General features: G+C 68.6%; 20 protein-coding genes. 6 read left to right on the top strand and 14 right to left on the bottom strand.

All coding sequences use genetic code 11. The annotated features are described in order from the left end of the window. Positions 1–6 precede the first annotated feature (6 nt). The 3 genes from ACFXOA_RS06615 (at position 7) to ACFXOA_RS06605 (ending at position 1272) form a co-directional block, all read left to right on the top strand. A complete protein-coding gene (locus tag ACFXOA_RS06615; protein ID WP_385023292.1) occupies positions 7–453 on the top strand; it encodes a DUF3592 domain-containing protein in 447 nt (148 codons plus the stop codon). Positions 454–526: 73 nt separating this feature from the next. Continuing rightward, a complete protein-coding gene (locus ACFXOA_RS06610; RefSeq protein ID WP_385023290.1) occupies positions 527–880 on the top strand; it encodes a CopG family transcriptional regulator in 354 nt (117 codons plus the stop codon). Further along, the gene (locus ACFXOA_RS06605) at positions 856–1272 is read left to right on the top strand and encodes a type II toxin-antitoxin system VapC family toxin (protein WP_385023288.1); all 417 of its coding nucleotides are present in this window, start codon (positions 856–858) and stop codon (positions 1270–1272) included. Before ACFXOA_RS06610 ends, ACFXOA_RS06605 begins: the two co-directional genes overlap by 25 nt. Positions 1273–1401: 129 nt before the next feature. Here the strand turns inward: ACFXOA_RS06605 and ACFXOA_RS06600 are convergent, their stop codons facing one another. From ACFXOA_RS06600 to ACFXOA_RS06590, 3 genes are read right to left on the bottom strand one after another with little or no spacing between them, the layout of a single operon-like run. Next, entirely contained in the window at positions 1402–1902 is a 501-nt protein-coding gene (locus tag ACFXOA_RS06600) for a hypothetical protein (RefSeq protein WP_385023286.1), read from the bottom strand. Then, complete coding sequence (locus ACFXOA_RS06595) at positions 1899–2618, bottom strand: hypothetical protein (protein WP_385023284.1); 720 nt, start codon at positions 2616–2618, stop codon at positions 1899–1901. Before ACFXOA_RS06595 ends, ACFXOA_RS06600 begins: the two co-directional genes overlap by 4 nt. Before the next feature lie 37 nt (positions 2619–2655). Continuing rightward, a complete protein-coding gene (locus ACFXOA_RS06590) occupies positions 2656–5139 on the bottom strand; it encodes a Tox-REase-5 domain-containing protein (RefSeq protein ID WP_385023282.1) in 2484 nt (827 codons plus the stop codon). Between the two features lie 373 nt (positions 5140–5512). On the opposite strand from ACFXOA_RS06590, the gene ACFXOA_RS06585 reads away from it, so the two are divergent. Beyond that, a complete protein-coding gene (locus tag ACFXOA_RS06585; protein ID WP_385023280.1) occupies positions 5513–5932 on the top strand; it encodes an HIT family protein in 420 nt (139 codons plus the stop codon). Positions 5933–5995: 63 nt separating this feature from the next. On the opposite strand, the gene ACFXOA_RS06580 is transcribed toward ACFXOA_RS06585, so the two are convergent. Further along, positions 5996–6424 carry an ATP-binding protein gene (locus tag ACFXOA_RS06580; RefSeq protein ID WP_385023278.1) on the bottom strand — a complete coding sequence of 143 codons (429 nt, stop codon included), beginning with the start codon at positions 6422–6424 and terminating at the stop codon, positions 5996–5998. A 398-nt stretch (positions 6425–6822) separates the two neighbouring features. Here ACFXOA_RS06580 and ACFXOA_RS06575 point away from each other — a divergent pair, with 398 nt between their 5' ends. Beyond that, a complete protein-coding gene (locus ACFXOA_RS06575) occupies positions 6823–7674 on the top strand; it encodes a helix-turn-helix domain-containing protein (protein WP_385023276.1) in 852 nt (283 codons plus the stop codon). 11 nt (positions 7675–7685) lie between these two features. Beyond that, the gene (locus ACFXOA_RS06570) at positions 7686–7877 is read left to right on the top strand and encodes a hypothetical protein (protein WP_385023274.1); all 192 of its coding nucleotides are present in this window, start codon (positions 7686–7688) and stop codon (positions 7875–7877) included. Between the two features lie 48 nt (positions 7878–7925). Here ACFXOA_RS06570 and ACFXOA_RS06565 read toward each other — a convergent pair whose 3' ends face one another. From ACFXOA_RS06565 to ACFXOA_RS06520, 10 genes are all read right to left on the bottom strand, one after another. Then, the gene (locus ACFXOA_RS06565; protein ID WP_385023517.1) at positions 7926–8573 is read right to left on the bottom strand and encodes an OmpA family protein; all 648 of its coding nucleotides are present in this window, start codon (positions 8571–8573) and stop codon (positions 7926–7928) included. Positions 8574–8581: 8 nt separating this feature from the next. Beyond that, positions 8582–9136 carry a hypothetical protein gene (locus ACFXOA_RS06560; RefSeq protein ID WP_385023515.1) on the bottom strand — a complete coding sequence of 185 codons (555 nt, stop codon included), beginning with the start codon at positions 9134–9136 and terminating at the stop codon, positions 8582–8584. A 79-nt stretch (positions 9137–9215) separates the two neighbouring features. Further along, positions 9216–9812: a pilus assembly protein TadG-related protein gene (locus ACFXOA_RS06555; RefSeq protein WP_385023513.1), complete on the bottom strand. Its 597-nt coding sequence runs from the start codon at positions 9810–9812 to the stop codon at positions 9216–9218. Positions 9813–9814: 2 nt separating this feature from the next. Then, a complete protein-coding gene (locus tag ACFXOA_RS06550) occupies positions 9815–10051 on the bottom strand; it encodes a hypothetical protein (RefSeq protein ID WP_385023511.1) in 237 nt (78 codons plus the stop codon). A gap of 224 nt (positions 10052–10275) precedes the next feature. Continuing rightward, positions 10276–11361 (bottom strand): response regulator, encoded by a 1086-nt coding sequence (locus tag ACFXOA_RS06545; protein ID WP_385023272.1) that lies wholly within the window; start codon positions 11359–11361, stop codon positions 10276–10278. A 45-nt stretch (positions 11362–11406) separates the two neighbouring features. Then, entirely contained in the window at positions 11407–12744 is a 1338-nt protein-coding gene (locus ACFXOA_RS06540) for a sensor histidine kinase (RefSeq protein ID WP_385023509.1), read from the bottom strand. Between the two features lie 66 nt (positions 12745–12810). Next, positions 12811–13695: a DUF5936 domain-containing protein gene (locus tag ACFXOA_RS06535; RefSeq protein ID WP_385023270.1), complete on the bottom strand. Its 885-nt coding sequence runs from the start codon at positions 13693–13695 to the stop codon at positions 12811–12813. A gap of 27 nt (positions 13696–13722) precedes the next feature. Further along, complete coding sequence (locus tag ACFXOA_RS06530; RefSeq protein ID WP_385023268.1) at positions 13723–14661, bottom strand: type II secretion system F family protein; 939 nt, start codon at positions 14659–14661, stop codon at positions 13723–13725. Positions 14662–14670: 9 nt separating this feature from the next. After that, positions 14671–16008, bottom strand: a complete 1338-nt coding sequence (locus ACFXOA_RS06525; protein WP_385023266.1) for a CpaF family protein — start codon at positions 16006–16008, stop codon at positions 14671–14673. A gap of 55 nt (positions 16009–16063) precedes the next feature. Beyond that, positions 16064–16435, bottom strand: coding sequence for a TadE/TadG family type IV pilus assembly protein (locus ACFXOA_RS06520; RefSeq protein WP_385023264.1), 372 nt, complete (start codon positions 16433–16435; stop codon positions 16064–16066).

Genomic DNA, 16435 nt, shown 5'->3' with positions numbered 1-16435 from the left:
TCGTTCATGGACGCACTGCCTGGTGGCACGGCCACCTTCCTGCTGCTGTTCGGCCTGTTCCTCGGAGCCTTCGCCGTCCGTTCGGCGCTCCGGCTGAGCCGGGTGCTGCGGCTGGTGCGGTCCGGGGAGCGGGCCGAGGGCCGCTGTTCGGACCGGCGGGTGATCGACCGGGGCCGCGACATGGAGAACCGGTACCGCACGGAGTACGTCTTCGCCTTCCGCACCCCGGACGGCCGGGAGGTGGAGTTCACCGACCACGCCCCCGGCCCGTTCGGATTCGAGGTCGGGGCGCCGGTGCGCGTCTCGTACGACCCGGCGGCTCCGGAGCGGCGGGCGACCGTCGCGGGCCCGGGCGCGTGGGGGCCGATACTCATGCCGGCGGTGTTCGCGGGGGTGCTGGGTCTGTTCGCGGTGGGCCTGCTGGCGGGGTTCGCGGCGAGCCTGGGCGGCTGACCGCCACCTCGGCGAGAACCGTCCGTGAACGCGGCCACCGGGGCTTTGCCACTCCTTTTGCCACCGTTGTCCCATGGAGTTCCACCGGGAGAACGATCACGCGGACGACCCCGCGCAGAAGGTCAGCGTCTCGATGCCCGCCAGCCGGATCGCCGCGGTCAGGGCCCGAGTCGGCAGCCGGGGCTTCTCGGCATACATCAGTGCCGCCGTCGAGCGGCAGATACAGCGCGATCTGCTCGACGAACTGCTCCAGGCCAGCGAGGACGAGACCGGGCCGATCCCTCAGACCATGTCGGACCGGGCGGCCGAGGCGTTTCACAGAGCCGAGGCACTGACCTCGTCCGACTCCGACGAATCGAGTGACTCGGACACCCCGGACGAGGGCGCCCGGAAGGACTCGCCGTGGCGCGACCGCGCGGCCGGCTGAGCCAGGGAATCCTCCTGCTCGACAGCGAGGGCCTGTCGAAGACCGTACGCGCCGACCCCCAGGTGACCGCGTTCGTCGGAATGGCCCAGTCGAAGGACATGCTGGTCGCGGTGAGCGACCTGACTCTGATCGAGGCGTGGCACGACAGGATCCAGATGGATCGCTTCCGCTGGTACGTCTCACGGTTGCAGGTGCTGCCGGTGACCGAATCGATCACTTGGAACGCGATCTCCCTGCTCCGGGATGCCGGGCTGAACGGACACAGGTACGCGATCGACGCGGTGGTGGCCGCCACCGCGCTGAGCCATCAGGGCCCCTGGATCATCCTCACCTCGGACACCGATGACATGACCCGGCTCTGCGGGGAGAGAGTGCACGTGGAGGCGGTCTGAGCGGTACGGCCGGGGCGGTACGGCCGGTACGGCCAGGGCGGCCGGGGCGGTACGGCCAGGGCGGCCGGGGCGGCCGGGGCGGCCGGCGGCTTCGGGCCGCACCGTCCGGGCCCAGCCACCTCGTCGGCGTCAGCCGGACGTCCTGTGCTCCGGGTCCAGGGCGACGGCGTACAGGACGACCGGCTCCTCCTTGTCCATCTGCCCGACGCCGATCCCGACCGTGCGGCCGTCGGTGTCCCAGGTCTGCAGGTCGCCGGAGTAACCGAGTTCGATCAGCGCGGCGTGGAACGGCGGTACGGCGGCACCGTCGGCGTCCAGCTCCTCGTACGCGGTGGTGGAGATCCGGCCGTGGGCTCCCCAGCGTTCGTCGAGCGCGAGCACCGCTCCCCAGCGTTCGGTCTCGAACGCCTCGTGCGCGGCGTCCAGGCCCCCGCCTTCGTCGCCGCCATCTCGTCCCCGGGGGAAGTCCTCGCTGACCCGGAGGGCGACGACGGCGAAGCCCTCTCCGGCGGCCGAGCGGCCGGGGTCGGCGCACCAGGGCCAGGGCGGCGCGTACGGGGCGGTCCGCAGGGCCTCCAGTGCGGCGGTCGTCTCCCTGACCCGCGCCGTGAACTCCAGCGGACCGGTCACCAGACGGGGCGCGGATCGGACACCGGCAGGCTCTGCAGCGCTCCCGCGTCCGCCAGGACCCGCTGTGCGGCCTCGACCGCTTCCGTGGAGCGCCCCGAGTCCAGGACGAGCCCACCGCCGGCCGTGGCGTGCCGGACTCCGGGGAGATCCCCGGGCACGAGCGCGGCGCGGTTGGCGGAGAGGTACGTCGCCCAGCCGCAGCGGGGCTGCGAGTTGCGGAGCCCGAAGGCGGACCTGATGGCGTTGAACAGCGGACGGTCGTAGGCCAGACCGGTGTCGGCCTCCCACGCCTCGGCGAGGACGGCGAGCGCCTCGGGGAGGCCGCCGGCCAGCGGTGGCTCGGTTCCGGCGGGCGCTCCCTGTGCCGGGAACAGCTGGAGGGTGGCCGTGAACGGCGTGTACTCGTCGCTGCCGCCGCCCTTGGCCCTGAGGTAGACGTACCCCCCGTCCGGCCAGGTGCCGACGACGGCGGCCTGCCGGCCGATGATCTCGGCGTCCTCCTCGGGGCCACCGGCTTCGACCGTGAGGGCGAACTCCTTCGCGTCGGAGGGGACGGGACCGCCCTTGCCGTCCTCGGTGTCCCAGCGCCATTCGACGGCCTCCGGCGCCGCGAGCTCCGTCAGCCTGCCGAGCGCCGCCAGCCAGCGGACCGCAAGCTCCTCGGAGGACTCGGGGCGGGGGCCCCAGGACACCTTCACTACGAGTTCGCCGGACATCTGCCTCTCTCCGCCCTTGTGCGTGTGCTGCCGCCGCTCAGTTCTTGACCTCAGTGTGCTTCACGATCACATCCACGCCGGCGTCGTCGAACGCCTTCTGTGCCGCTTCGGCGACCTTCGGGTTGGAGAAGTTCCATTCGACCGGCTTGCCACCGGCGGCGCGGACCTGCCGTTGCGCCTGTTCGACGAACTTCGCCGCCTGGGCCGGTTCGAGTGTGCCATCGGGCCGGACCTTCTTGCCGTATCCGAACTTGGCCTCCTTGTACGTCTGGGAGGCGGAGTCCCAGCCGTCGAAGTCGACGTCCCGGCCGGTCCTCGGGTCCTTGACCGCGTACTCCTTGCCGCGTTTCACCCCGGAGACCTGCTCCTGGTAGCGCATCCAGCGCTCCATGCTGGGCCAGTACGCCACGGACTTCTTGGCCTTCCACGTGCCGTCGCCCGCGTCCTTGGATCCCTTGCGGGGGTTCTTCAGGTCTCCGTACCAGGACGGCTTCTTCCACTTGGCGACCTCCTTGCGGCCGGCCTCCTTCGCGGCCTCCTTGGCCGCGTCCGCGTCCTTCTGCGCCTGTTCGGCGGCGTCGATCTCCTCCTGGTCGACACCCTCACACTTCTTCTCCGTGACGACGGCGGGTGCGCCCTGGACGCGGTAGGCCACCAGCCGTGCAGGGCCGGCCGCGTTCACGCCACCGGCGTACGACGGTGCGGGCGGGATTCCGCCGCCCAGCGGACCCGCGCTGATCAGGCAGCCCTTCTCCGCGAGCCGGTCGGCGGCGTCGTCGGCGTGCTGCTGCGCCTCCTCCGCGGCCTTCTTCGCCGCGCCGACATCGCCCTTGTCTGCGGCCTTACGGGCCCGCTCGGCCGCCTTCCCGGCCTTCTGGGCCGCCTCGCCGAGCTTGCCGAGCTTGCCGAGTTTCCCGACCTTGCCCAGCTTCTCGACGAGCTTGGCCTCGCCGTACCCGGGGATGAAGAGCGAACCGACGTTCCACACGACGTTGGCACCGGCACGGGTCTTCTGACCGTTGTTCCACTGGTCCTTGACCTCGTCCCCGATGAACATGTCGTCGAGGACGGTCAGTCCTGTGTCGGCGGAGGCCCCGCCCCAGTCGGTCAGGGCGTCCCAGTAGTCGCCCTTGCTCCACTTCTCGCCGGCGTCCTTGGTGCTCTCGGTCCAGGCGTCGCCGAGGGAGCTTCCGTAGTCCTTGATGCCGTCCCAGGCACCGGGGAGGTCGGTGACGGTGTCCCAGAGGCCGGTGACGTCGCCCCAGAGCCCGTCGACGAAGACTCCCTGGCCGACCTGCTTGACCTTGTCCCCCGCGCAGGAGAAGAAGGCTCCGAAGCCGGAGAAGCAGCCTTCGTCGTCCTCCTTGCCGTCGTCACCGGCGGCGGCCTCGTCGTCCTCCCAGCCCGGCTCGTCGTCGGCGGCGTCGGTCTTCTCCTCGTCGGTCTCCTCCTGCACGCTGACGGCGGGATCGGCCTCGGTGCCTCCGGTGGTGCCGCCTGTCTCACCACCGGTGTCGCCGCCCGTGGTGCCTTCGGTACGGCCGCCTGCGCTGCCTTCGGTGCCGCCGGTCGTTCCTCCGGTGCTGCCACCCGAGGCGCCTCCGGTGCTGCCTTCCGTGCTGCCGCCCGACGCCCCTTCGGAGCCCCCGCCGGTCGCGCCTCCGGCGTCCGAGCCGCCCGTGGCGGATCCCCCGGCATCCGAGCCGCCCGTGTCCGCGCCACCCGCACCGGACCCACCGGTGCCGGAGCCCCCCGTGCCGCTTCCGCCCGTGGTGGACCCGTCGGCACCCGTGCTGCTTCCGCCGTCCGCACCGTCCTCTCCCCCGGTCACCCCGCCGTCGGTGCCGTCACCGGCGACCACCTCACCGGGGGCGGGCGGAGGACACGAGCTCCCGGTCAGCTCGCAGAGCGCGCCGCGTATCCCTCCGGTCAGCTGGCCACCGATGCCGGTGGCCACCAGGCCGCCGATGAGGGCGACGACCACCAGGACCAGACCCAGGTACTCCAGCGCGGTCTGACCGCCGTCGCGGCGCCAGGTGATCATCCTGGCGATGCTGAACGGCCGGTGCGGGGCGCGCTGTTCGGGCCGCAGGTCGAACCACCCGCGGGAGCTGGGGCGGCACAGCAGGACCAGGGTGACCAGCGGAATCAGCAGCTGGGTGAGACCACGCCCGGTCTGCCCGCCGCTCAGCGTGGCCAGCGCTCCGAGCAGGAACCACACGTGGACGCCCAGGAGCCCACGCCAGATCCACACGTCGCCGGTGCGGACGTGCGAGGCGAGGGTGAAGCCCACGGCTCCCGGCAGGGCCGCGTAGAGCAGCAGCCCCAGCAGCTCGCCGTCGACACCGCCGGCCGATGCGGCCAGCATCAGCCCGCTGACGCCTCCGGCGACCGTGAACCCGAACAGGATCCGGACGAGGACCAGGACCACGTGCAGCGGTCGCGGCAGCGACGCCCTTCCCGTGGGCGCCGATATCCATCCGGAGCCGCCGTAAGCCGCGAGGCCGCCTGTGCCAGACACCCTGATCCCCCAACCAGTCGTCTCAGCGCGGGATTTCACCCACGACACTCATCCGACCACGGGGCGGTGCCTCCGGGCATGGGCCCGGGGGCCCAAATCGGAGGCCTGAGGCCTCGGGGGCAGGACTTCGCCCGCGGCCACCGCGTCGTCGGCCAGCCGCCGCGCTCGACTGGTCGCCCCGCACCCTCAGCCGCGCCTGCCCGGCCGCCACCGGCCGCTAAGCAGAACCAGGACGGACGGGAGGATGCTGGTGGCCGGCTGTGCCCATGGGAACGGGTTCCGACACACCTTCTGTGGGCTGGTCGCAGACAGTGAGCAGAAGGCCCGCCAAACAGTTGGCAGGCCGGTGCGGGTTCCGGCAAGGTCAGAGCGTATGGACTGCACCTTCTGTCACCTGATCCAGGACGACGCCGCACGGTGGGTGGCTCGCGGACCTGTGGCCAGCGCGTTCGCTCCACTGAACCCCCTCGCGCCAGGTCACACCCTGGTGATTCCCACCGCCCACTGGGCGGGCATCTTCGACGTGCCCCCCGAGGACCTGGCGCACACGACGGCGCTGGTCCAGCAGGTTGCCGCGGCGATGCAGACCGCGTTGAAGGCCGGAGGCGTCAACGTCCTGAGCGCCAGTGGACCCGGATCCGAGCAGTCAGTGCCCCACCTGCACTTCCACGTGGTCCCACGCTGGCCGGACGACGCGTTCTCCACCTGGCCCACCCAGCGGTCCCAGCACCGGATTGCCGAAGATCCTGTCACACAGCTCGCCGACGCCATGACTGCCATGCACGCGCGGTGACCCCACCACAGAAGGTGTGCCGGACCCCGTTCCCGTGGACAAGGCCACCCCGCGACGGTCTGCTCATTCCGGCAATACCACCCATGACTTGACACCCTGGTGGGGCGGCCGCGCCTCGCAACTGCCCCACTCTCCGCCCCAGTCGTCCACCGCGGCCGCGAGGAGCCAGAGGGTACGCCTGCGCCTGGCGTCGCACAGCGCGCGGGCGTCCGGGTCGGGGTGGGCGGGGTGCTGGTCCCAGAGGACCAGGCGGAGGGCCGCGTCACGGTGCCGGAGGGAGAGATACAGCTCGCGTCCGGGGGTGAGGGCGGCGGCGTGCGCGATGAGCTCGGTCACTGCGATCGCGGCGGGCCAGACGTACGAGCGGAGCCCGTAGGCCGGCAGGGCTGCTGCTACCGCGCGCCGCCCGACCGCCGCGCTGCGGAGGTCACCGGGGAGCGTGAGGCTGAGACTGAGCGCCACCCCTCGCTGCGCCCGGCGCCGTTCCGCCACCCCGGAGACGGCATGGGCAGCGGTCCGGTGCGGGCCCGGCGGGGCGGAGGGGGCGGCGGGACACAGGGCCTGGGGTTGGGGCGGAGGCGTGTACGGGTGCACTAATGGCTCCTGATGATGGCGTAGTTGACGGTCACCGCGAACCTGCGGCGCCTCACACTCACTGCGGCAGAGCTGTGGCCTGTCTCCCTGACACCGCCCCGCCCCTCCCAGGGAAGGAGGCGCGGGCAGGACGGCGCGATGCACTTCGGCTGTGCGCAGCGTGGTCTTACGTGACTCAATGTAGGCGCAGCCAGGCACAGGTGTCTTCCATTCAGAGGCAATTGCCTCCCATCGAGTGGACTGGCCATCCCTCGCGGCGGCAGACTAGTGCCACCCATCAGCGGAGGAAGGGCCACATGCCGAGCAGTTCCACGCCCACGCAGCGGCAACGGCGCCTCGGTGCGGAGCTCCGCAAAATGCGCACCGCCGCCGGCGCCACGACCTCACATGCTGCGATCCTGCTCGGAGTCGACCGGACGAAGGTCTCCAACATGGAGGCAGGCGTCCGCCCCGTCACGCCCGAACGAGTCCGGATCCTCGTGAGCAACTACGGTCATCCTGGCGATGGTTACGCCGAAGCCCTGGTAAAAATGGCCGAGCAGCGCGGGGTCGGCTGGTGGGAGGAGTACCGGGACAGACTCCCCTCCGGCCTCTTGGACATCGCCGAGCTCGAGTGGCATGCCGACCGTATCCGAACCGCGCAGACCGTACACCTGCCCGGCCTGCTTCATACGGACGATTACGCCCGCTCGGTCTTCGGAGCAGTCCTGCCCACGCTCTCACGACTGGAGATCGAGCTGCGGGTATCCCACCGCATGGAACGCCAGCAGGTACTGGACCGGGTCACCCCCGTCGACTACGTGGGCTTCGTCCACGAAGCAGCACTGCGAATGCAGTTCGGAGGACGACAGGTGACTCGCGATCAACTCCAGCATCTTTGCGAGGCTTCGGAACGCGAGAACGTGGACCTCCGTGTCATTCCAGTCGACCGAGGAGCGTTCCCCGGCGCGGGGCACGCTCTGTTGTTCGCGCACGGCGCTGTGCCACAGCTGGATACGGCCCAGCTCGATTCCGCGCACGGGCCGGAGTTCATGTTCAGCGACATCCAGCTCACCAAGTACCGCGCCCACCTGGACTGGATGGAGAAGGCCTCTCTCAGGCCCGTCGAGTCGCGGGACTTCATCCACTCACTCTCGCGTCAGCTTTGAGGAGATCAGACATGGCCGAAGTCGTCTGGGAGGAACCGTTCTGCGGGGAGGGCAACAACTGCTTCCGGCTGGGGACCGACGCCGAAGGGCACGCCTTCATCGCAGTGAGCGGCCAGGAGGATCGTTACCTCACGGACAGCAGGGAAGCCCTTCAGCAGATGATCCTCGACATCAAGGCCGGCAAGGCGGACCACCTGCTGTGACATATCTCGGGCCGGCACCGACGGTGCCGGCCCGAGATATGTGCGGGCTCAGGAGCTTTCGCCGCGAGGGAAGGAGACTTCCACTCGGCGATTCTTCTTTCGCCCCTCTTCCGTTGCGTTGTCGGCGATGGGGTACTCCTCGCCGTAGCCACGGATCTCGAAGGTGATGGTGGTGGGCAGCTGCTTGGAGAGCACTTTGTTAACCGCCTCTGCGCGCTGCTTCGACAGAACATCGCCGTGGGCGGCGGAGCCGAGATCGTCGGTGAAACCGAAGACCCGAACCTTGGTCGCGTTCTGCTTCTTGACCTCTTCGGCGATCGCGGCGATTCGGGAGTTCGCCTCCGGGCTGAGCTTGGCGCTGTCCTTGCCGAAAAGCACCTCGGCCTGCAGGGCGAACTTGATGTTGGCGTTGCTGTCCTCCCGGCGCTCCTCGCCTCCGAGGTCCTCGACCACCGACTTGATGTTGAGGACCTTCTCGGGGGCAAGGGTTCCGCCCTCGGGCATCTTGAGGTCCGGGTCGTTGGGGTCCACCTTGACCGGTGGCGCGGCAGACTCCTCCATGCCAGGCGGGACACTCGGGGTCTCGTCCGCCCGGGCGATCCCGGCTGCGGCCAGGTTGGCACCGGTGATCACCACTGCTGCGACCACCGAGGTCACCATCAGACGTGACGGCTGGGTTCGTGGGCTGCGTGTCATGGCGGCACTCACCCGGAAATCTTGATCGCGACGGTGTCGAACGTCGGGATCGTCAGATCGACCTGGTCGGTACCTTCCGGCGGCGCCGGGAACTGCATGAACACCGGGACGGAAGCCCCAGCTTCAACCTTTGAGATGCCCGTCGTGCAGAGGCACCGGCCTTCGGTGTCACGGAGGACGTAGTAACGCTTCTTCCCAGCTTGATCCACGAGTGTTCCGCCGCTGACTGCGTCTCCACTGCCCGCCAGGATTTCCTTCTCGTTCCCCCTCCAACTAGGCACCTGATAGAAGTCCTCGGTGCCTGTGTTCTTCATCTGCCCCGTGACCGTGACGAAACCGCCCGTGTCTCGCACCGCTGAAGTCACTGTGTACTCCATGGCCCCGGACCCCTTGAGGACTGCAAGCTTTGCATTCGAGTCCCGCGGCTCCCCGGCGGCCGTGTCCTGCTGCTTGTTGTCCTCGCCGGAGGCCGGCGGCGCGGTCGAGGCCTTGCCCGGCTTGTCCGCGCCCCCTTCCTCACCACCGCAGCCGGCCAGGGCAAGTACAAAGACAGCCGCGACCATCACGGCCGACGCGCTCCTTCGGGCCGTCGTAGTCTGCCGAATGCTCATCAGATCCCAGTCCTCGTTTCCGTATTCACTGTCAGCCAGTCAGATGCACTGCGAAGAACGCCTTACTCAGCTCCGACCATGGTTCCTGGAGCGGCTTCGTGGGGTCAATGACGATCCCCGAACGGCCGTCACAGTCAAAGACGAAGAGTGGCCCGCGGAGCTTCCAGGTGCACCTGAACTCGATCGCAGCCGTCGCCTCCGCCGTAGCCCGTTCGTTCTCCGTACCAGGAATCACAGAGCTGCCGACCGTATACCGGGTCTCGACCTTCGCGGTCACGCGGTCCCGGACGTATCCGTAAGTCCAGTAGCAGCCGCCTGGCACGACATCAGAACGGTTGGCGGAGGCAAGGCGCTGGGCGTTGTTGCACGGACCCCAGGCGAACTGGTAGTCGCGCAGGAATCGATCGAGTGACTGCGGGGACTCGAGCGCCGCGAGGAAGGGCGCGCCTAGGCCGTCGCGGGCGTCCTGGGCGGCTGCGAGCGCGGCGGCGTCCGCCGCGCCCTGCGCGCCGTTGCGCGTGGCAGAGGCTTGACCGACAGCGAAGAAGGCGAACGCGACGAAGAGCAGGCCCGCCACCATCATGATGTAGATGGGGAAGGCCTGCCCGGCGTCGCGACTGGAGCGCAGGGTCAGCCTGCCTTGATCTTGCCGACCTGCTCGCTGATCTTCGCCTTGATGTCCCCGCCGATGCCCGAGGCCGCGATCCCACCGATGATCGCCACGACCACCAGGATGATGCCCAGGTACTCGAAGGCCGTCTGTCCCTTGGAGCGCTCGCGGCCCGTCATGCGGGCGACGACGGTGTTCCTCCAGCCGCGCACAGCGAGCTGGGTGTCGACGGCGGCCTTCAGCATCGTGTCGTTCATCATGGTGTTCCCCTCCGGTTCCGGCCGGCCTCAGGGCGGCCGACGTGTACGTCCTGTCTATGTCTCCCGCGTAACCGGCTTCCTCCTGGCCGGTGCCGCTGTCGACATGAGGAAAGTACGCCTGCACACCTCTGGCGCCAGAGGGCCCGTGGGCCCAATCGCAGGCCCAAAACCCGAGTTGGGCCCATGGCCCCATACGACTGGTCCGGATGTACCCGCTTCGTTCATCCATGACTGCCCGCCCCCCCGGCGTCGGGCCCCTTACTCGGTGCTGTGCCGAGCCACCGGGCGATCGCTTCACTCCTGCTGCTGCTGTGCAACTTCGTGAAGATGCGGTTGATGTGGTTCTTCACGGTCTTCTCGCTGATGAAGCAGGTGGCGGCGATCTGCTGATTGCTCATCCCTGACGAGATCAGCTCCATCACCTCCACCTCCCGTGAACTCAGCCCGAACTGCGCTTTGTTGGGCTCTCGCCCCGGACTTGAACCTCCATCGAACGACGACTGTGCCACAACAGGTTGCATGTGCGAAAGACCCTGCGGGTTGCCAGCGGGTCGCCGCACCGGCTGCGGACCGACCGGGGGACCCTGGTGCGGACCGGAGGGGAGCAGGCCACCCACATCAATCGCCCTGTGTGCGTGCCCGGCGGTGAGTGCCGTCCCCAGGCCGTCGGGGAGAGCCTGTCCTGATGGCGTGGGCCCTTGCCGCATATGAGCAAGGAGGGCGTTGGCCGCTGTGGCGGTGAAGTGCGCACGGCCTTCCCTGGTGTCCCTGACTGCCTGCACGAGCTGGTCCGCGGTGAACTCTCCGTGGACCAGGTAACCGCTGGCTCCAAGACGCAACGCCTCGTGCACGACCTCGCTCTCCCGGCTGTACGTCAGCATCATCACGGGTGCAACCTGTACCAGGTGCGGCAGTGCCGAGATGCCGTCCACGCCAGGCATGCGCACATCGAGGAGTACGACGTCGGGGCGGTACCGGACTGCTTCGTCGTAGGCCTGCCGACCGTCTGCGGCCTCGGCGACCACCTCGATGTCCGCCCGCCCCGACAGCAGCACCCCCAAGCCGGCCCTCACCACCGGGTTGTCGTCGGCGACGACGACCCGCAGGGGCGCGATGGGATGGAAGCCGGCACGACTCGCCGGGAGCGGAGGCATCTGCTCGCGGGCCGGTCCCGTGAACGGGTCCGCGGGGAATGCGCTCGAACTCTGGTCCGGCTGAGACGGGAGTGCCTGCGACGGTGCGTTCTGGGGGGCGTGTGAACGAGCTGCCCAGTTCTGGCTCGCAGCAGGCGGGGTGTTGTCCGACATTCTTCGACTCCTCTCGGGTGGTCTCGGGGGATTGGGCGGAACGAGTTACCTCATCTGCGATATGAACGCTCCTTCGGCCCGGGAGCTGTGGTCGGGCACGCCATGGGAACTGGTTGCAATCGCAGCCATGGGAAGCTCCAGGCGCACTTCAGTACCCTTGGCCGCTTTGCCCTTCCCGATGCGGATACGGGCTCCGATGGACGCGGCCCGCTCGACCATGCCAAGAAGGCCGAAGTGGCCACCCCGCCGCAGACTGTCCAGAGATGTTCCGGCGGGCAGTCCCCGGCCGTCGTCGTAGACAGTTACTCGCAGGACGTCACCCTTGACGCCGGCGAGCACCACCACATAGGTCGGGTGCGCGTGTCGATGCGCGTTCTCCATCGCTTCGGAGGCGATCGAGAGCAACTGCCGTGCCACGACCTGAGGCACCGGCGGCACGGGGACGTCGTTGAGCAGCCGAAACACTGCGGGAAAGGCGTGCCGCGCGCTGAAATCCTGCACTCGGGCCGTAAGTTCGGCGAGCACATCGACCCCGCCGTCCAGCCCCGATTCGCGCCGCAGGTCGGAAAGAAGCTCACGTGACTCGGCCGCGGCCCGCCGGGCGGACCTGGCAACCAGTCCGGCCTGGTGCCTCACGGTCAGCGGCTCCATCCGGTCCGCAGAGTGGGCGAGACCGTCAGCCGCCAGGGCCAGTCCGTGGAGGGTCTTGGCGACGGAGTCGTGCATCTCCCTCGCCAGGCGGGTGCGCTCCCCGCTGACTGCCTCGCTGACCGCGAGACGTGCCCGGGTCTCGGTCAGCGCGTGGCTGGCCTCCCCGAACCGGAGCAGGAGATTCCTCAAGGTGACACCGACCGCTCCGCCGATGACGCAGAAGCCCGGCAGCAGGAGGGCTGCAGCGGCTGTCTGAAGGGATTCGTCGACTCCGTAGACGGTCACGATGATCACTGTCTGCACCGCCGCGAGGACTGCGGCTCCCCGCCAGCCCGACACGAGACCCGCGAGAAGGGGCGTGCACACCGTGACGTAGGCGAGCGTCGAGTCCGGAGACGCGGTGACGAGCAGCAGCGCACCGAAGAGGGCGTCAATTCCCAGGCTCCAGGGATGGCGCAGGAGAAGCGGGCCGAAGCGCTCCCAGTCGCGGAAGAGCATGTACGAGCCCATGAACGTGACGAGTACTGCGGAGCCGACCAGCCACGTGGCCAGCCCCGGCGCGGTGCTGTCGACCGCCAGGGGCGTGGCTATGGCCAGCATGGCAAGCCGGAAGCCGAACACCTGTCGGCACATGGCCTGGAGGGCGTTCACCTGGATGGCGAGAGCAGGGCGCGGCTGCTCGGCGACGGCAGCCTCCGTGCCCACTTCCGCCTTCGATCGTGCGGTGAACAGCCTTGCGCGAATCACCGTGCCTCCTGCCTCCCTCGTCTCCGGATCTCGGCGCGACTGCCCATGTCGTCAGCCACCCATGAATCCGAGGTCGACGTTCGCGCCGTAGACGAAGCCGACCGTCAGGAGGATCAGAGTCCCCGGCAGGAGGAAGGTCGTGACGGCGAAGGTTGCCTTGGGTACCGCCTTGGCGGCCTTGCGCCGGGCGGCCTGTGCGTCGGTACGCCGCATGTCGTTGGCGATGGCGATCAGGGTGTCGACGATCGGCGAGCCGAGCTCCTCCCCCTGCTGCAGGGCTGTGACGAACATGGCGACCTGTTCGGAGTCGTTGCGCCGCCGGAGTTCCTCGAATGCCTGCCGCCTGCTCACTCCCATGTCCATCTGCCGCAGTGTGATGCGGAGTTCGTCGGCCCAGGGGCCCTCGTACTTGTCGGCGACCCTCTCCAGCGCTTGCCTGAATCCCAGACCTGCCGAGACGACCACGGCCAGGACATCGAGGAAGTCCGGGAGTGTCCGTTCGATGTGGTCCTTCCTGATCCTGATCGCCGACCAGATGCCGACCTCGACCCAGAAGAACGCGAAGAGGACCATGATCAGGGCCAGGACCAACTGCCCCTGGAGCACCATCGAGAAGGCTCCGGCCAGGCCCAGTGCCCCGTAGACGGCACGCCGGGCCGCGTACCGGTCGATCGTGAGACCGCCCGGGTTTCCGGCCAGGTCGATCTGACGCCGTTTCTTGTTGACCGCCTTGGGTCCCATCATCCTGAGCACCGCGGGAGCCCAGCGGATCCCCATTCGGTCGATGCCGGATCCCACCGCACTGGTCCGTGTGGAGCCGACTTCGAGCGCGATGGCGAGGTCGCTCGGAAGTTGAGCCTCCGCCCGGTACATGCGGATGCCCTGGATGGCTCCGTACACGGAGAGACCGATCAGTAGCGAGAGCAACAGGTCCATGTCAGGCAACACCCTCAGCTTTTCGGGTCAGATATCGATGCGGGAGAGACGACGGATCACCACGAAGCCAAGTGCGTAGAGCGCGATGGAGATGATCACCGACACCTGTCCGACCACGGCACCTGTCATCCGGTCGAGAGCGCCCGGCATCACCGCGTTGAGCAGCATCAGCGCGCCGAGCCCGAAGATCGGTACGGCGTAGGCGGTCACGGTGACCTGGGAGAGCTGCGTCTTGACCTCGCGCCGGGTCTCCTTGCGCTCCTCCAGTGTCTCGGTGAGGTTGCGCAGCGAACTGACGACTGTGCCACCCGCCCGGTTGGACAGGACGAGCGTCGTCACAAGCACGACGAGTTCCCTCGACGGCAGCCGGTCGGTGAGCTCGCTCAGCGCGTCCTCCAGAGGTTCCCCCACGGCGAGACGGCGTGAGACATGGCTCAGCTCCTCGCCGGCCGGGGCTTCCAGCTCGTCCGCGGCCATGGAGATGGCGGTACGGAGAGCGAGCCCCGCCTGTGTGGCGTTGGCCAGGATGCGCGAGAGCTCGGGCAATTGGTTGATGAAGCGCTCGGTGCGCTTGGTGCGCTGCCAGTTGAGGAAGGTATTCGCGCCCCAGACGGCGATGACCGCCGCGAGCGGCCCGAAGAACGACGCCAGGAACGACGAGGCGATCATCCAGAGCGCGGCAATCGCGGCAATCGCGTACACGAAGAACTCGCCCGGGGTGACTTCCAGGCCGGTCGCGGCGAGCTTCAACTCGATTCTCCGGCCGAGCCCCGTCTTGCGTAGCCGCCGGTCGAAGCCCCGGAACCTGCGGTGGCGTCCGGCGGCGGGGATCTGTCCTGTATGGGAGAGCCGGTCCACCAGAGCCTCACGTTCGACCCGGCCGGCGGAGTAGGTGTGCAGGCCGGCGACTCCGAGTACGCCGCACAGAAGTGTGACGCCCACGGTGAGCAGCGGAAGATTGTTCATGCGCGGTACCTACTTGGCCTCTCGGGTGGCGAGCTGTTCGTCGGACCGTGCGACTCCGAAGGCCTGCGGGATGGGCTGGCTGGCCATGTAGAGCCGGTCGGCGAGTTTCCTCGGGATCGGGAGATACTGGAACTCCCCGTGGATCTGCCCGTCGGCGCCCATCGGCTGGGCGTTGAAGCGGGCGACGCTCACGATGCGGTAGTTGTCCCTGCCGTGTGAGTCGAGAACCGCGACTTCGGTGACCCGGCGGGCCCCGTCGGCGAATCGGGTGAGCTGGACGATGACGTCCACCGCGCTGTTGATCTGATCGTGCAGGGCCTCGAAGGGGATCTTGATCTCGGACATCGACGCCAGAGTCTGGAGGCGCATGAGGGCGTCCTCGGCACTGTTGGCGTGGACGGTGGCGAGCGAACCGTCGTGACCGGTCGACATCGCCTGGAGCATGTCAAGGGATTCTCCGCCTCGGACCTCACCGACGACGATGCGGTCGGGGCGCATACGCAGGGAGTTGCGCACCAGGTCGCGAATGGTGATCTGGCCTTTGCCCTCGACGTTCGCGGGGCGGGACTCGAGGCGGATCACATGGTTCTGCTGGAGCTGCAGTTCGGCCGAGTCCTCGATGGTCACGATTCGTTCGTGGTTCGGGATCAGGCCGGACAGGGCGTTGAGCAGCGTCGTCTTGCCCGTGCCGGTCGCTCCCGAGACGATGATGTTCAACTTCGCCTGGACCATGCCGGAGAGAAGGATCAGGATCTGCTCGTCGAGCGAGCCGAAGCTGATCATCTCCTGAAGAGTGAAAGACCTCGGGAAACGCCGGATCGTGAGTGTGGCCCCGGTCAGCGACAGCGGCGGGATGATCACGTTGACACGCTCGCCGCTGGGGAGACGGGCGTCGACCATGGGATTCGCCTCGTCGACACGCCGGTTCACGGTCGAGACGATGCGTTCGATCGTCTGCATCAACTGCTCGTGCGAACCGAACCGCATGGGAAGCTGCTCGACCCTGCCGCTGCGCTCGACGAAGATCTGATCCGGCCCGTTGACCATGATCTCGGTGATGGAAGCGTCCTCGAGGAGCGGTTCCAGGATGCCGAGGCCCAGGGCCTCGTCGACGACCCGGCGGATGAGCTGCGACCGCTCGACCGTGGAGAGGACCGGCCCTTCGCGGCTGATGATGTGGCCGAGAACGCGCTCCAGCCTGGCCCGGCGGTCCGCCGCCGCGAGCGAGGACATCTCCGCCAGGTCGATCTCCTCGAGCAGTTTGGCCCGGTAGGTGGCGACCATGTGGCCGTCCTCCCTGCCCGCTCCGCGCTCCTCGGGGGCGGTGATGCGTGCCCGCAGGCTCATGCCGTACTCCTAGTTCGATCGTCCTGAGCTGGTTCGCCGGATCCCTTCCCGGACGTCAGTCGCGGGGCATGGTGGTGCTCCGTTCCGCCCATCCCCAGTCGTCGACCCCGGGGACGACGGACGGGATCTTCACCCGCGCGGTGTAGGTCACGTCGTCGAATCCCCAGGACGGCCTGAACTGCGAGTTGTCGGCGAGCCAGCTACTCATCGCGGCCCGACCCGCCACCGACGGAGGCAGTGCCGGCGTGTCGAAGCTCGCCATCCGGGCCGCCGCCCGCGCACCCGTGCCGGCCTGGCTCACGGTGTAGGCGGCTACCCCCAGTTGAATCGCGAAGAGCCCGACGATCAGCAGCAGGGGGATGAACCCGATGTACTCGATCGCGACCTGGCCACGCTCGTGCCGTCTCCGGTTCAGCTCCATACGCAT

It is taken from the genome of Streptomyces sp. NPDC059166, assembly GCF_042755185.1.
Lineage (GTDB): Bacteria > Actinomycetota > Actinomycetes > Streptomycetales > Streptomycetaceae > Streptomyces.
Note: the sequence above shows the minus strand (reverse complement) of the source record. Positions and strands in the feature narration are given on the sequence as shown.